The sequence below is a fragment of the Helicobacter sp. genome, from assembly GCF_022770205.1.
In the GTDB taxonomy this organism is placed as follows: domain Bacteria; phylum Campylobacterota; class Campylobacteria; order Campylobacterales; family Helicobacteraceae; genus Helicobacter_D.
Map to the genome: position 1 here is coordinate 1 of NZ_JALEIK010000001.1, position 14,525 is coordinate 14,525.

18 protein-coding genes are annotated in these 14,525 nt (G+C 35.4%); 16 read left to right on the forward strand and 2 right to left on the reverse strand.

What is annotated here, in order from left to right; translation table 11 throughout:
* The 7 genes from MRZ19_RS00005 to MRZ19_RS00035 form a co-directional block, all read left to right on the forward strand.
* A partial coding sequence (locus MRZ19_RS00005) for a DNA methyltransferase (protein ID WP_291029060.1) occupies positions 1-1,521 on the forward strand: 1,521 nt, incomplete at its 5' end.
* A gap of 3 nt (positions 1,522-1,524) precedes the next feature.
* The gene (locus MRZ19_RS00010) at positions 1,525-1,845 is read left to right on the forward strand and encodes a hypothetical protein (protein WP_291029062.1); all 321 of its coding nucleotides are present in this window, start codon (positions 1,525-1,527) and stop codon (positions 1,843-1,845) included.
* Positions 1,846-2,085: 240 nt separating this feature from the next.
* Positions 2,086-2,934 carry a hypothetical protein gene (locus MRZ19_RS00015; protein WP_291029064.1) on the forward strand — a complete coding sequence of 283 codons (849 nt, stop codon included), beginning with the start codon at positions 2,086-2,088 and terminating at the stop codon, positions 2,932-2,934.
* Between the two features lie 6 nt (positions 2,935-2,940).
* Positions 2,941-3,945 carry a virulence RhuM family protein gene (locus tag MRZ19_RS00020; RefSeq protein ID WP_291029066.1) on the forward strand — a complete coding sequence of 335 codons (1,005 nt, stop codon included), beginning with the start codon at positions 2,941-2,943 and terminating at the stop codon, positions 3,943-3,945.
* Positions 3,938-6,796, forward strand: a complete 2,859-nt coding sequence (locus MRZ19_RS00025; protein WP_291029068.1) for a DEAD/DEAH box helicase family protein — start codon at positions 3,938-3,940, stop codon at positions 6,794-6,796. Before MRZ19_RS00020 ends, MRZ19_RS00025 begins: the two co-directional genes overlap by 8 nt.
* A 19-nt stretch (positions 6,797-6,815) precedes the next feature.
* Positions 6,816-7,181: an SMR family transporter gene (locus MRZ19_RS00030; RefSeq protein WP_291029070.1), complete on the forward strand. Its 366-nt coding sequence runs from the start codon at positions 6,816-6,818 to the stop codon at positions 7,179-7,181.
* A complete protein-coding gene (locus MRZ19_RS00035; protein WP_291029072.1) occupies positions 7,178-7,492 on the forward strand; it encodes a multidrug efflux SMR transporter in 315 nt (104 codons plus the stop codon). The genes MRZ19_RS00030 and MRZ19_RS00035 overlap by 4 nt, the downstream gene beginning before the upstream one ends.
* Here the strand turns inward: MRZ19_RS00035 and MRZ19_RS00040 are convergent.
* Positions 7,485-8,279 carry a TatD family hydrolase gene (locus tag MRZ19_RS00040; protein WP_291029074.1) on the reverse strand — a complete coding sequence of 265 codons (795 nt, stop codon included), beginning with the start codon at positions 8,277-8,279 and terminating at the stop codon, positions 7,485-7,487. The two genes, MRZ19_RS00035 and MRZ19_RS00040, sit on opposite strands and share 8 nt — an antisense overlap.
* Positions 8,280-8,338: 59 nt before the next feature.
* Here MRZ19_RS00040 and ribE point away from each other — a divergent pair, with 59 nt between their 5' ends.
* The 9 genes from ribE to MRZ19_RS00085 all read left to right on the forward strand — a co-directional run bounded on the left by ribE (position 8,339) and on the right by MRZ19_RS00085 (position 13,672).
* Complete coding sequence (gene ribE, locus MRZ19_RS00045; protein WP_291029076.1) at positions 8,339-8,971, forward strand: riboflavin synthase; 633 nt, start codon at positions 8,339-8,341, stop codon at positions 8,969-8,971.
* Positions 8,971-9,255: an EscU/YscU/HrcU family type III secretion system export apparatus switch protein gene (locus MRZ19_RS00050; protein WP_291029078.1), complete on the forward strand. Its 285-nt coding sequence runs from the start codon at positions 8,971-8,973 to the stop codon at positions 9,253-9,255. Before ribE ends, MRZ19_RS00050 begins: the two co-directional genes overlap by 1 nt.
* Before the next feature lie 57 nt (positions 9,256-9,312).
* Positions 9,313-10,653 carry a signal recognition particle protein gene (ffh, locus tag MRZ19_RS00055; RefSeq protein ID WP_291029080.1) on the forward strand — a complete coding sequence of 447 codons (1,341 nt, stop codon included), beginning with the start codon at positions 9,313-9,315 and terminating at the stop codon, positions 10,651-10,653.
* 90 nt (positions 10,654-10,743) lie between these two features.
* The gene (rpsP, locus tag MRZ19_RS00060) at positions 10,744-10,971 is read left to right on the forward strand and encodes a 30S ribosomal protein S16 (RefSeq protein ID WP_291029082.1); all 228 of its coding nucleotides are present in this window, start codon (positions 10,744-10,746) and stop codon (positions 10,969-10,971) included.
* Positions 10,972-11,211: a KH domain-containing protein gene (locus tag MRZ19_RS00065; protein ID WP_291029084.1), complete on the forward strand. Its 240-nt coding sequence runs from the start codon at positions 10,972-10,974 to the stop codon at positions 11,209-11,211.
* Complete coding sequence (gene rimM / locus MRZ19_RS00070; RefSeq protein WP_291029086.1) at positions 11,208-11,756, forward strand: ribosome maturation factor RimM; 549 nt, start codon at positions 11,208-11,210, stop codon at positions 11,754-11,756. Before MRZ19_RS00065 ends, rimM begins: the two co-directional genes overlap by 4 nt.
* Positions 11,756-12,460 (forward strand): tRNA (guanosine(37)-N1)-methyltransferase TrmD, encoded by a 705-nt coding sequence (trmD, locus tag MRZ19_RS00075; RefSeq protein WP_291029088.1) that lies wholly within the window; start codon positions 11,756-11,758, stop codon positions 12,458-12,460. The genes rimM and trmD overlap by 1 nt, the downstream gene beginning before the upstream one ends.
* On the forward strand, positions 12,450-12,806 hold the full coding sequence (gene rplS, locus MRZ19_RS00080; RefSeq protein WP_291029090.1) for a 50S ribosomal protein L19: 357 nt from the start codon (positions 12,450-12,452) through the stop codon (positions 12,804-12,806). The genes trmD and rplS overlap by 11 nt, the downstream gene beginning before the upstream one ends.
* A 587-nt stretch (positions 12,807-13,393) precedes the next feature.
* Positions 13,394-13,672 carry a helix-hairpin-helix domain-containing protein gene (locus MRZ19_RS00085; RefSeq protein ID WP_291029092.1) on the forward strand — a complete coding sequence of 93 codons (279 nt, stop codon included), beginning with the start codon at positions 13,394-13,396 and terminating at the stop codon, positions 13,670-13,672.
* A gap of 13 nt (positions 13,673-13,685) precedes the next feature.
* Here MRZ19_RS00085 and MRZ19_RS00090 read toward each other — a convergent pair whose 3' ends face one another.
* Positions 13,686-14,189 carry a cytochrome c gene (locus MRZ19_RS00090; RefSeq protein WP_291029094.1) on the reverse strand — a complete coding sequence of 168 codons (504 nt, stop codon included), beginning with the start codon at positions 14,187-14,189 and terminating at the stop codon, positions 13,686-13,688.
* Between the last annotated feature and the right edge of the window lie 336 nt (positions 14,190-14,525).

The window sequence follows — 14,525 nt, forward strand, 5'->3', positions numbered from 1 at the left end:
CTACCCCTTGATACAAAGCATTTTAGCAAAGAGACAAAATACAAGATTCTAAGCGTGTTTGATGATATAGAATCTATCCTTAATGGTGAGCTAATAAAAGCGGATAATTTTCAAGCCTTAAATTCCCTAATGCCAAAATATCAAAACAAAGTGGATTTAATCTATATTGATCCGCCTTTTAATACAGGAAGTGATTTTGAATACAGAGATAAATTTCAAGATTCTACTTGGCTAAGTCTTATGGAAAATCGCTTAGAATTAGCAAGGGAATTTCTAAGTGATAGAGGAAGCTTTTATTTACATTTAGACCATAATGCAAATTATCGTGGGCGTGAGCTTTTAAATGCAATTTTTGGGGAAGAGAATTTTATAAATGAAATAGTGTGGTTTTATCGTCGTTGGACTGCCCCTAGCAAAGCGTTTCAAAAAATGCACGATACCCTATTGTGTTTTTCAAAAAATCAAAATCATATTTTTAATGAGCAATATATAAAATTATCTGATAGTAGAAGTAAATTTACGAGTGGATATAATAGTAACACTTTTAAGAAATCTGATGGCACAAGAGGACGACAGCTTATAGTAGAAAATAGAGATATTTTTGAAAAAAATGTGGCTGTAGGCAAAATAGAACTAAGTCAATGGGATAATGTGGTTTATAGAAAAAATGAAGGAACTTTAGCATTTGATGTTTTTGATATACCTTTTTTAAATCCGCAATCTAAGGAACGCATAGAATTTGAAAACAATCTTACCCAAAAACCCGAAGCCCTACTTGATAGAATTATTAAAGCAAGTAGCAATGAAAATTCTATAATTTTAGATTTTTTTGCAGGAAGTGGGACAAGTGTAGCTACCGCACAAAAGCTAGGGCGTAAAGGGCTAGGCGTGGAAATGGGGGAGCATTTTTATAAAGTCATACTCCCACGCCTTAAAAAAGTTATCGCAGGATTCCAAAGTGGGATTAGCAAAGAATGCGACTATCAAGGCAGCGGAGCATTTAGATACTATGAATTAGAATCCTATGAAGAGGCTTTAAAAGAGTGTGAATATGTGCTTATGGATTCTACATATACTAAGCCTTCATCTTGTCATACTGAGCAAAGCGAAGTATCTAAAGAATCTAAAAAAGATATTTCGCTTGTTTCACAAGCTCAATATGATAAATCCACGCTCAATATGACAAGTTTGCATAGCACAGCAATTTGTAAAGATGATGAAAGTATCTATCCTGCTAAAGATTATCCAAAAGCACAAAAAATCATTGATTATAGAAAATCTCGCAAACTCATTAAAAAGCTAAATAAAAATGAAACAATCACGCTAGATATGAGCGGATATAGAAAGGAATTTGATTTGTTTCACACTTTAGCAAATTTGCAAGGGCTAAAAATCAAGCGATTATTTTTAGATTCTAAAGGCATAGAAACTTGTGAGTTTGACAATGGCGATATTATATCACTAGAGCAAATCGACTTACACACATACCCAAAACTTAAAAATCTAATATGGTGGGAGTAGGAAATGGAATTGTTTTTATTTGCTTTTTATTTTATATATGTTGCAATGGCACTAACACCACTTGTAGTAATATTTATTTTGAGAAGTAAAAATATAGAAATATCCATTTATCAAAATATTGTTTTTAATAATGTTGTTATAGCTTTGTGTATAATTATTGTTGCTTTGCTATTGTCTTATTTTTATATTTATTGTGTAAAAAAATATTATCAAAACACTCAAAGCGAGTCAATGGAGTGTAGTGATGTTGAAATTGCAGAACCTAAATACATTCCTGTTTATATTGCTTATTTTGTTATGCTGTTAGTATTTGTGATGTATTGATTTTTAGCGTTGTATTTATATTGATTTATTTGTTAATTTTGAAAGGCAAATTTTCATATTTTAATCCTTATCTTTTATTTTTTGGTTATCATTTTTATGAAGTGTCTATAGATACCGATGGTGAAAAATATGCTAAATATAAATTATTTTTAATATCTAAACAAAAGATAAAATATATTAAAACATATAATAATCTTATAAGATTGAATGATTTTACTTTTTTAGATAAAGGAGATAAAAATGGCTAAGGTAAATATTTATGGGAAAGCAGAAAATAAGTTTTACAAGGTTACAGAACATTCACTTGACGGTGTTTGGGACTATAAACTTAAGGAGTATGATGAGATTGATTTTGTAGAACAAGGTGGTAGCAATTATACACTTAGTGAAAATGAAATTTTTTTCATAAAAACTGAAGATAAGGATATAGGAGAGTATCTTGATAAAATGAATAAGACAAGTGATTGTAATTCTATAACTAAAGATGCTTTAAAAAAGATAGAGACTTTGTATGTTTTCGAAAAAATAAATAATCAATTTCATCTTTATATTCAGCGGATAATGCCTGCAGCTAGAATTGAAAAGCCTATTTTATCGTTTAACGAGTTGGCTTATATTGAGACAAATAAAATCACTATACCGATTTGTAACCACACACATCTCTATTGGAATCAAGGAGAGCAGAAAATATACTTTGCAAAATTTAGTGATTTAGAGTTAGTATTCCCTAGTTTTTCCAAATATTACAGAGAAGCAACCAAAGAAGATATACAGATTTTTAAAGACAACAATAAATATCCATTTTTAAAAGTTCAAAATTTAAATTTTGAATCTTTATCAAAAAGAAAGCTTAAAACAATTGCATTGATTGTTGATGAGCTAGAAAAAGTAAAAGAGAGATTTGAAGAGTATAAAAATTATGCCCTGAAATATAAGCGGAATTTCATTAAAAATAATGAGCTTGAAATCAATAATGAAAAAGATATAGAGCATTTAGCTGATATAGTTTTTAGAAAGATTTATACTACCGAAGCAGGTGAAGAAGAAATAAGAGTTGCCAATTCGTATAAAACAATCTCAAACAAGTGAAATCCTATGCCAAATATCCTTCTCTATACCACACAAGATAAAAAAATAAAAGTAGAGCTGTATGAGCTTGGAGAGAGTGTATTTTTAGCTCAAGATTCTATGGCAAAACTTTTTGACACCTCAAAATCTAGTATAAGCGAACATATCACAAATATCCTAAAAGATGGGGAATTGCAGGCAAATTCAGTTATTCGGGAAATCCGAACAACTGCTAGTGATGGCAAATCATACAAAGTGAAGTTTTATTCTTTAGAGATGATTTTGGCTGTGGGCTTTCGTGTCCGTAGTAAAAGGGGAGTGCAGTTTAGAATCTGGGCAAATGAGCATTTAAAAACCTATTTACAAAAGGGCTTTTTAATAGATAGTGATAGACTTAAAAATCCAAATGGCAGAAGTGATTATTTTGATGAGCTGTTAGAGCAGATTAGGGATATAAGGGCGAGTGAAAAAAGGTTTTATCAAAAAGTGCGAGAGCTTTTTGCTTTGAGTATAGATTATGATTCTAGTGATAAAGCAACGCAAATGTTTTTCGCACAAACGCAAAACAAGCTTTTATACGCTATCACGCATAGAACTGCCGCAGAGCTGATTTGCGAGAGAGCAAATGCAAAAAAGCTGAATATGGGGCTTACAAGTTGGAAAGGTAGTGTTGTGCGTAAAGGCGATGTGATTGTGGCGAAAAATTATCTAAAAAAAGAGGAGCTAGATAGTTTAAATCGTTTGGTTAATGTGTTTTTAGAATCTGCAGAACTTAGAGTGAAAGATAAGCAAACTTTGACTATGGACTTTTGGAGGCAAAATGTGGATTCTTTGCTCACCTTTCAAGGAATGCAAATTTTAAAAGATAATGGCAGTATCTCTAACGCACAAATGGAGCAAATCGCTTATAAGCAGTATGAGCTATTTGCTACACAACGCAAAAAGGAAGCGTTGCTAAAGGCAGAACAAGAAGATGAGGAGATATTGGAATCTACCTATAAAACACTTAACACGAGAGCAGAAAATGACTAAAAAACAACAATTGATTTTAAAGGATATTACGGACAAAAAGATTCAATCCTATAATGATCTTCTTGAAAGCCTTGATTTAATAAGCTTTAATGGCAGTATTAGTCTGCAAGAGTATCAAGTAGCGGCATTGCAAAAGGCACTATGTAGCTTAAAGCTATATAGAGATGATACAAAAGAGCTATGCTATGAATACAAACAGGCTTTTAAATACAACGCTATAAAATTAGATTCTAAAAAAGGCTTGGATATAAAAGAGTTTTGCAATATGGCAAGCTTTTGGATGGCGACAGGCAGTGGCAAAAGTATTGTGATGATAAAGCTTGTAAGCTTAATGCAAAAACTTATGAAAAATGGCGAGATAGAATCTAAGCCCATAATGCTACTTGTGCCAAATGATAAGATTTTAAATCAATTTAAAAGACATATACACAGCTTTAATGCGTATCAACCGATACAAATCACTTGCAAAGAGATAAAAGCTTATGATAATCAAAGTTTGCTAGATTGTGAAAATGTCGTGTTTCTTGGCAGAAGTGATTTGCTAGATATAAAGGAAAATGTCGGCAAAGATTCTAAGGCAAAAAGGCTAAATTATAATAATGTAATGCGTGAAAAAGGCTGGTATATCTTGCTTGATGAAGCGCATAAGGGCGATAGCAAAGATTCTATAAGAAAAAGCTATATTAGGGAATTAGCAAAAGGGCTAGAAATGGGGGACTATCCGCACGGATTTATCTTTAACTTTTCTGCGACTTTTGATAATGATATAGAGCTTTTTACTTGTGCTTTTAACTACAATTTAGAAAAATTTAATAACGATGGCTATGGGAAAAATATCGTGGTGCTAGATAGCAATCTCAAAGCCTTTAAAGATTCTAAAGTGGATTCTAGCGATGAAAAGTTAGAGCGGATAATGGAGAGTTTTATCCTTTTTGTGGGGATAAAGCAGGAATTAAAAAGCTTAAAAGCAAGGTTTGAAAACCTGCATTATCATAATCCTTTAATCATCGCTGTGGCTGATAAAGTCAATACCAAAGATGCGGGGATTAAGCTGTATTTTGAAGCGATTATGAAAATCTTACAAGATTCTAAAGATATAAGCGAGATTGCAAAAAATTTAGCAAAAAAGCTAGAATCTAGTAGGATATATTTTGCTGAAAAAGAGATGAATAAAGACTTTTTAGAGAGACTTGCAAAAGTGGATTCTAAAGACTTAAGAGAGCAAATCTTTTATGCTAAAGAGGCTTCAAGCCTAGAGTGCTGTAAGATTAAGGGGAATAATAAAGAACTTGCCTTTAAGAGTAAAAATGCGACAAAGCCCTTTTTGCTTTTAAATATCGGTAGCATTAAAGAGTGGGAGAAAAGCTACCTTGATGGGCTAGGTATTGAGAGTGGGGAGGATATGGCAAAGGGGTATTTTGAAGGGCTAAACCACAAAAAATCGCCCATACAAATTATGATGGGAAGCAAGGTATTTAGCGAGGGGTGGGATAGCAATCGCGTGAATTTCATTAACTTTATCAATATCGGTAGCAAAAAGGCAAAAAAATATGTCCTGCAAACCATAGGACGAGGGGTAAGAATTGAGCCTTTTAAAGATATACGCAAACGACTAAAAGCAAGCAATAAACTAGAGTATAACAAAAAGGATTCTTTAGGTGATGGGAGTTTGGGCATTGAGAGTGTGTTTATTATGGCGACAGAAAATGAAGCAATTCAAGGGATTTTAGAGGGGCTTGAGGGCTTTAGATTTCAAAGTAAGCTTACAGGCTTTAAGAGAAATAAAACGCTAGATCCCCTGCTTGTGCCAAGCTATAAAAACTCTCATAAAAGCAATGAAACCTTTGTGATTTCACATTGTGATTTTGAGAGATTAAGCAAATATATAGAATCTTATGATGAAGATATTTTGCTTGTATCAAGTGGGATAAATAGGGCTGATTTAGGCTTTAGCACTTTGCAAAAGATACAGCAAAAAATGCGTGATGAAGCAAGCAGGGCTTTAGAAATAAAGGGCAATATGCCAAAGCTTAAACCACAAAATGCCCTGCATAGTATGGATAGATTTTTCCATACACCTTTGCTGGAGTTAGAAAAGTTTGTGCCTTGCGAGAATAGTATCACGCATTATGATGAGTTTATGCTAAGTGGTGATGGACTAAGTGAGATGATTATACAAGAGATGAATAAAGCGGTTAAGGCATTGGCACAGAGCAAACAAACTAAAAGTATAGAAGAGCTTCAAAAAGAACTTACAGAAGGTAAAATCACGCTAGATGAATACACAGAACAAATCCAAAATAAGCCAACACAAAGAATAGAAAAACATAGCTATGCTATCACAGCGGAGTTGGCAAAGCATTATTACAGCCCTATGGTTTTAGAATCATATAAAGATTCTGCAATCCATATTAACTATGCTATTAGTGAAAGAAGTGAGATAGAATTTTTAGAGGATTTACAAATATATTTAAAAGATTCTAATAACGCATTTAGAGACTATAAATGGTGCTTTAGCAAGATTGTAGAAACAAAAGATTCTATATTTATCCCCTATTTTGATACACAAAGCCAAGAGCAAAGGAGGTTTTACCCCGATTTTATCTTTTGGTTAAAGCATAAGCAAAGCGGAGTGTATAAAATCATTTTTGTAGATCCAAAAGGCATAAATATCGCTCCGCAAAATGCTGAAAACAAAGCTCAAGGATTTGAAGCAATTTTTAAAGATGGCACTTATGATGCAAAAAATATCATAGTCAAATTAGTGTATTACAATAGAGAAGGCACGCATAATGCAAATTTAAAAAATTATGTGTGCAGTGATATAAGCGCAATGGTGGAGTCTTTTTAAGTGGATTTAGGAGTTTAATTTGGGCTGGTTATTGATTCTCTTAGGCGGGATTGTGGAGATACTTTGGGTAAGTGGGCTTAAACATTCTGTCAGTTTTGTGGGGTATTTTTTTACCATTGTTGGAATCTTAATTTCCTTTACCTGTATGATTTTAGCAATTAAACGCATAGAAGTTAGTATCGCTTATGCGGTGTTTGTAGGGATTGGTGCGATTGGTGTGGTGTTAAGTGAAATCTTTATCTTTGGGGCTAGTGTTTCAATGCTACAACTTGTGTTAATTGCGCTTTTGCTAATTGGCGTGGTTGGGCTTAAGCTTGTGAGTAAAGAAAGTGATGCGCAAGACTCTAAAGCAATTGATGAAATTGCTGAAGTGAATCTAAAATGAGTTGGGTGTTTTTAGTGCTTGCTGGGTGTATGGAAGTGCTTGGCGTTATGATGATGAAAGCCTATGTGGTTACTTCTAAAAAGCACTATCTTTTGGGCGTGGCATTCTTTTTTATCCTAAGTCTTGGGAGCTTGTCTTTAGCCTTGCGTGAGATTCCTATGGGAATGGGATATGCGATATGGACAGGGATTGGCACAGCTGGGGGTGTGCTAGTTGGAATACTTTTTTATAAAGAGTCGCGTAACTTTTGGAAGCTCTTTTTTATTGCGCTAATTGTGGCTTGTAGCGTGGGGTTAAAGCTTGTTAGCTAAGGGCAAAAAGGCGCGTGGTGTTTGCGTTAATTTGCGCGATTAATTGCTCTTTTGGAATCTCTAAAATCTCTTGCATTTTTTCTAACACTAAAGGAATATAAGATGGCTCATTGCGCTTGCCTCTGTGTGGGTGGGGTGTAAGATAGGGGGCGTCAGTTTCAAGTAAAAGGGATTTTAGAGGGATTTTTGGTAGGATTTCTACTAATTTTCTAGCGTTTTTAAAGGTTAAAACACCCCCGATTCCATAATAAAAGTTAAAGGGAGCAAGCTTTAAGAGCTGAAAATCGGCATTAAAGCAGTGTAAAACACCGCCTACCAAGTCTTTTGCATAAGTTTGTAAAATCTCTAAACTATCATTTGAAGCCTCTCTTATATGCACGATTAAGGGCTTTTTAAGCTTAATGGCAAGTTCAATTTGTTCTCTAAACACGCGCTTTTGTGTGGTTTTAATTTCTTCTGTGGAATCTGTGTTAAAGTCTTCTAGCTTCTCATCTAGGCGATAATAATCTAAGCCACACTCTCCAATTGCCACGCATTTTGAATCGCTTAAAAAGGATTCCACAAATTTAGAATCATAAGCATATGCAAGGTCTGGATGCACACCGCTTGCAAAATACACATTTGTATGCGCATTTGCTAGCTTTTGTGCTTTTTGTAAGTCCTTTGGGTCTGCTGCTGGGATAATAAAGCGTGAGATTCCTGCGTTTTGTGCGCGCTCTAGCATTGCGTTAAAATCTGTATCAAAGCGCGCGTCATCTAAGTGGCAGTGGGTATCGCAAAGCTGCATAATAATCCTTTTATGTTACAATTTACGCATTGTATTAGATTGTAGCTTAAAGGTTAGCGATGTTTACAGGGCTTGTGCGTGAGTTTGGTAGGGTGGAGAGATTGCAGGGTTCAAGTTTGCGGATTTTAGCAAAGCATAAGCCTAGTATTGGCGATTCCATAGCGGTAAATGGTGCGTGTTTAACGGCGATTGAAGTGTTTAAGGGGGGCTTTGTGCTAGAGCTTAGTGAAGAAACACAAAGGCATATTGCATTGGAATCCTACCAAGATTTGGTGCATATTGAACCTGCAATGCGCTTAAGTGATAGGCTAGATGGGCATATCGTGCAAGGGCATATTGATGGAATTGGCACAATCACAAAAATCACTCCGCATTCTGTTGGAACAGACTTTTTTATCAAAGTGGATTCCAAAGTTTTGGCTCTGTGCGTGCCTAAGGGAAGCATTGCGATTAATGGGATTAGCTTAACCCTTAATGAAGTTTTAGATTCCATACTGCGTTTGACAATTATTCCGCACACTTTGCAAACAACGCTTTTTAGGGGTTATAAAGTAGGGCAGAGAGTGAATATTGAAACAGATTGTTTAGCGCGAATGGTGCAACACTTTTTAGCTTGCAAGCAAGATTCCACACTTAACCAAGACTCTAAACTTAGTTGGGCAGCAGTGGATAGAATCTTAGGGAGTTATTAATGCCACCAAAAATACCGCTTAATCAAAAAGCCGTTGCCCTAGCTTATGAACAAAACAAACAGCGCGCCCCAAAAGTGATTGCTAAAGGAGAAGGGTTTTTGGCTGAAAAAATTATTGAAAAGGCAAAGGAATTTGATATTCCACTCTTTCAAAGCAAGGCGTTAGTGGATTCTTTAATGAACTTAGAGTTAGATGAAGAGATACCGCCAACTTTGTATAAGGCGGTTGTGGAAGTCTTTATTTGGCTGTATGAAACAGAAAAAAAGGCGCAAATGAGTGGCTGATTTTTTTAAGCAAAAGTATTCTAAAATGCGCAATTTATTTTAATAAAAGGCTCAAAGTTGTTTGGCGTTATTACAGAGAGTTTCCAAAGTGCAATTAGTAAAATTAGATTCCAAGATGATGAAAAGGCGTTGAAGCGTGCATTAGATGAGCTAAAAAAGGCTCTCTTGAAATCTGATGTGCATTATAAGGTTTTAAAAGAACTTTTAGCAGAAGTTGAAAAGCAAACAAAGCAAGCAGGAATCGGCAAGGATAGCTTTTTAAAGGCGTTAAAGGAATCGCTAAATACGATTCTAACTGCACCGGGGAATTATGGATTTATCTTTGCACCAAAGCCACCTACGATTGTTTTAATGGCAGGCTTGCAAGGAAGTGGTAAGACAACAACAACAGCAAAGCTAGCAAATTATCTAAAAGGCAAACAAAAAAAAGTTTTGCTTGCAGCTTGCGATTTACAAAGGCTAGCAGCAGTGGAGCAGTTGCGTCAGCTAGCAGGGCAGGTGGAAGTGGAGTTTTTTTACCTTGAAGGAAAAAGCGCAGTAGAGATTGCCACAGAAGCTAAAAAAAAGGCAATTGAAGGCTTATATGATGTGCTATTAGTGGATACAGCAGGGCGATTAGCGATTGATGAAGCATTAATGCAAGAACTTCAAAGCATTAAGAGTGCGATAAATCCTAATGAAGTGCTTTATGTGGTAGATAGTTTAAGTGGGCAAGATGGAGTCAAAAGTGCCGCGACATTCCACGAAAAAATGGATTTAAGCGGTGTGGTTTTAAGTAAATTTGATGGTGATAGCAAAGGTGGAATCGCTTTATCTATTGCGCATCAACTTGGGATTCCATTGCGTTTTATTGGTGTAGGAGAGAAGATTGCAGATTTAGAAGTGTTTATTCCAGAGCGCATTGTGGGGCGATTAATGGGGGCGGGAGATATTCACTCTTTGGCTGAAAAAACCGCCGCTGTGATTAGCGAAAAGGAAGTAAAGGATATTTCAAAAAAGATTAAAAAGGGCAAATTTACCTTTAATGATTTCATTGTGCAACTTGATAATATCAAAAAAATTGGCTCAATGCAGTCTATTCTATCAATGCTTCCGGGGCTTGGGAATATGGCTAGCGCGCTAAAAGATGTGGATTTGGATAATTCCAAAGAGATTAAACAAATGCGCGCAATGGTGTCCTCTATGACACCAAAAGAGCGTGATAATCCAGATTTGCTAAATGGAAGTCGTAAAAAGCGCATTGCAATGGGGGCGGGGATAGATGTCAGTGATGTGAATCGCTTCTTAAAGCAGTTTGAAAATGCTGCAAAAATGGCAAAAAAGTTTTCAAAAAAAGGTGGAATGGGGGATTTAATGAGCTTAATGAAAGATGCAAGAATGGGGCAGTTAAGGCAATAATTTCTTATTGCTTAGCTAATTTTAAGGGAAAATTATTTTACTTTTAAGTATAATCAACGCTTTTATAGATTTAACTTTAAGGAGCATATTTTGGCAACCGTTATTCGCTTAACAAAAATGGGACGCAAGAAAAAGCCATTTTATAGAATCGTCGTAACTGATAGTAGGAAAAAACGCGATGGGGGCTGGATTGAATCTATTGGGTATTATAATCCTTTAACAGAACCATCAACAATTAAATACGATGCAGAGCGTTTGAAATATTGGGTTGGTGTTGGTGCAAAAATGAGCGAGCGTGTGCAGGCGATTACAAAATAAATGGTGGAGGATTTTATAGAATCTTATGTGAAAAAAATCGTAGCAGAGCCGGATAAAATCCGCGTCCTTAAGCGTGAAGTGGATACGAATTTTTATGAAATTGAGATTCTAACTTCTTTACAAGATGCTGGGCGATTGATTGGCAAAGATGGAAAAATGATTAGCGCAATTAAGACTTTTATCTCAGGCGTTAAGGCAAAGGATGGAAGTTCTTATCGTATTGCAGTTAAGCCACAATGATGCGAAAAATTCCAAAGGATTGGGTGGGGGTTGCAAAGATTGGACGCTCACTTGGCTTTAAGGGTGATGTGCTTTTGCATCTCCTTAGTGATTTTCCGGAATCTTTTAAGACTGGCAATGTTTATCACTCACAATTTGGGGATTTAACCCTAGAGTCTTACTCTCCACAAAAATCTACTGCAAAGTTTCAACAAATCAATTCTAAAGAAGAAGCTAAACAGATTGTTAATTGCATTTTGTATTCCACGCAAGAAGAAACAAAAGCGCAATGTAAATTAGAAGACAATGCGTTTTTTTGGTTTGAACTTATTGAAAGCGTGATTGTGGAAAATGATGAAGTTTTGGGAATGGTAAGTGAGATTGATCGCTTTTGTAATCAGGATTATTTGTTTATAAAAACAGATTCCATACTTATAACACAAGGTTTTCCAAAGAGTTTTTTAATCCCTTATAACAAACGCTACATTCTAAATGTGGAATCCAAAGTGGATTCTATTAAAACAATTCGCACACAATTTTGCAAAGAGATTTTAGAAAATAGTTAATGCGCTTTACTTTTGTAACCCTGTTTCCACATTTAATAGAGCCTTATTTTAGCGATTCTATTTTGCGCCGTGCGATAGATACGGAGTTAATTGAAGTGGATTTTGTCAATCCGCGCAACTTTAGCCCAAATAGGTTTTTAAAGGTTGATGATTATCAAGTAGGCGGTGGCGCGGGGCTTGTGCTAGAGCCTTTAGCATTTAGCTTGGCATTAGATTCCATAAAAATACGGAATCCAAAAACGCATATTATTTTTTTAACGCCTTGTGCGAAGAGCTTTTCACAAAATGACGCAAAACGCTTGAGTCAAAAGAATCATATCGTCTTTGTGTGTGGGCGTTATGAAGGCTTTGATGAACGTTTGATTGAGCTTTATGCTAATGAGGTTTTTAGCATTGGGGATTTTATCTTAACAGGCGGTGAGCTAGCGGCGTTGTGTCTGTGTGATAGCATAGCTAGGCAAGTTAGCGGCGTGCTTGGGAATGGAGAATCTTTAAGGGGTGAGAGTTATGAAAAGCATTTGTTAGAAGCTCCAAATTTTGTAAAACCCCATCAATTTAAAAATTTAACCATTCCTTCAGAGTATTCAAAGGGAAATCACGCTAGAATCGCAGGCTTAAAATTAAAAGCCGCAGAGGCAAAAACTAAATTCCATAGACCAGACCTCTATATGCGCTACAAACAAGGGTTAGAAAATGAGAAATAAATACATTCAGCATTTTGAAGATGCACAAATTGCAGGCAAAGAGATTCCGCAATTTAAGGCGGGGGACACACTAAGGATAGGGATTAGAATCTCTGAAGGAGATAAAACAAGAATCCAAAATTTTGAAGGCGTGTGTATTTCTTTGCGCGGTGATGGGACAGGTAAGACTATTACGATTAGAAAAATCGGCGCAAATGGCGTTGGTGTAGAGAGAATTTTTCCAATTTATTCTGAGAGTATTGATAGCATTAAGGTTCTTAAAGTCGGACGCGTTAGACGCGCTAAACTTTACTACTTACGCACAAGAAGCGGGAAGTCTGCAAGGATTAAAGAGATTAGAAAATAATCTCTTACCTTTAATCTTTTGCTTTTGCGGTGGGGTGTGAGCATTCCTCTCTTTCATATGGATTTGAAACAAGTTGGCTTTTAATCTTTGTCTTTTGTCTTGGAGTATTCCATCTTGTCTATGTTAATAAAATCGTTATTGATTTTATACACTAATATCCCATTCTCAATCATTACCTCTAAATAATCTTCTTGCCTTATGAATCTGTCTTTGTCTATTGCTAGCGCATAGCTATCAAGGGCAGGATTTATTCTAGGGGATAGTATTCCTTCAAAAATTTTTACTTCTTTTTCATTTTTAAAGGGTTTGAAAAAATATTATACTCACGCCCTTCTTTTAGCGCGTGGATTGCATAAGTTTTATTGCAGACTGAAGATAAACAATACTCTTTAATTTATCAAAATCAAAGGACTATTTAAAGGCTTGTGTTAGAATGGCTCTATAAATTGCTTCCATTTTATTATTTCTTGGTTTAATTTGTGTGATATTGTAACCTTTTGGAAAAATAATAGTAAGTTTTCTTAAGAAAAAAGTAAAAAATTTTTTATTTAGATACAATGAATCATTTTACATTTTAAGGAGAAAAAATGAAAATTTTAATGGCGTTATTGCTTGTTGTGTCTTGGGTTTTTGGGGCGGTGGATTTAAATACGGCAAGTAAGCAAGAGTTAATGGGTATAAAGGGGATAGGCGAAACTAAGGCGCAGGCGATTTTGGATTATCGCTCAAAACAGCCTTTTAAATCTGTAGATGAGCTTGCAAATGTGAAGGGCTTTGGGAAAAAGAATGTAGAAAAGCTTAAAGATAAATTGAGTGTTTCTGAAGCTAAAATGGAAACAAAGAAGCAAGAAAAAGATGGAATCTAAAAATAATTTTAGATTATTGCAAGCCTTCTATATATGCACCAATGTCTTCCATATCACGCTTTGTATAGCGTTGAGCGATTTGGTTTTTCACAAAGCGTGATTGTCCTTCAAAAGTTTGGTTCGCATAGGTTTTAATCTCATCGGCAATATCCTTAGCCTTCCAAGTGTTAATTGGCTTTTGGTTTGCAACAGAAATTTCGCCTTTCTCTCCGTGGCAACTTGCACAATCTCTATCAAAAAGTCTTTTTCCATTTTCTAAATTTGCCCCCCTTTTGCTATCACTCACTTCCCCCGCGCCTAGAATGCTTGCTAGAAAGCTTTTTTCTTGTGGCGTTAAATCCGCATCTTCACGCACAACTTTTATGTTAGTATTTCCTAAATTTTTGGAGTATTTTTTCATAATCGCTTTAATCTCTTCTCCAAACTCTCCTTTTAATTCAAAACAGATGCACTCTCTAGCATACAAGGTGCTGCTTAGTGCAAGTGCGCAAACTAGTGTTGGTAGTAGTTTTTTCATTATGGGATTCCTTGAGTGTAAATTGTTTGTGGAATTCTGCCTAAAATTTATTGATTTTTGCATTAAAGTTAAAAGCCACTTTAGCTAGGATTGTTTATAATTGCGCCTGCCTAAGTGGTGCGTGTTTCTTTCACTTTGGAGTCCAACATATTTGAGTATTGCTGATTGCATAGTTTAGTTCTGTGTGATGGTGTTTTCGTTATTAGTCTCTTAAGTTGAGACGAGAATCTGCCGCCTAATGAGCTACTTGTGGTTAGAATCGTTGCCTATTTCGGGCTGCACAAAAAAGTAACGGCTACTTGGGCTTTTTAAAGTTGGAATCTAAAATTTAAGTTT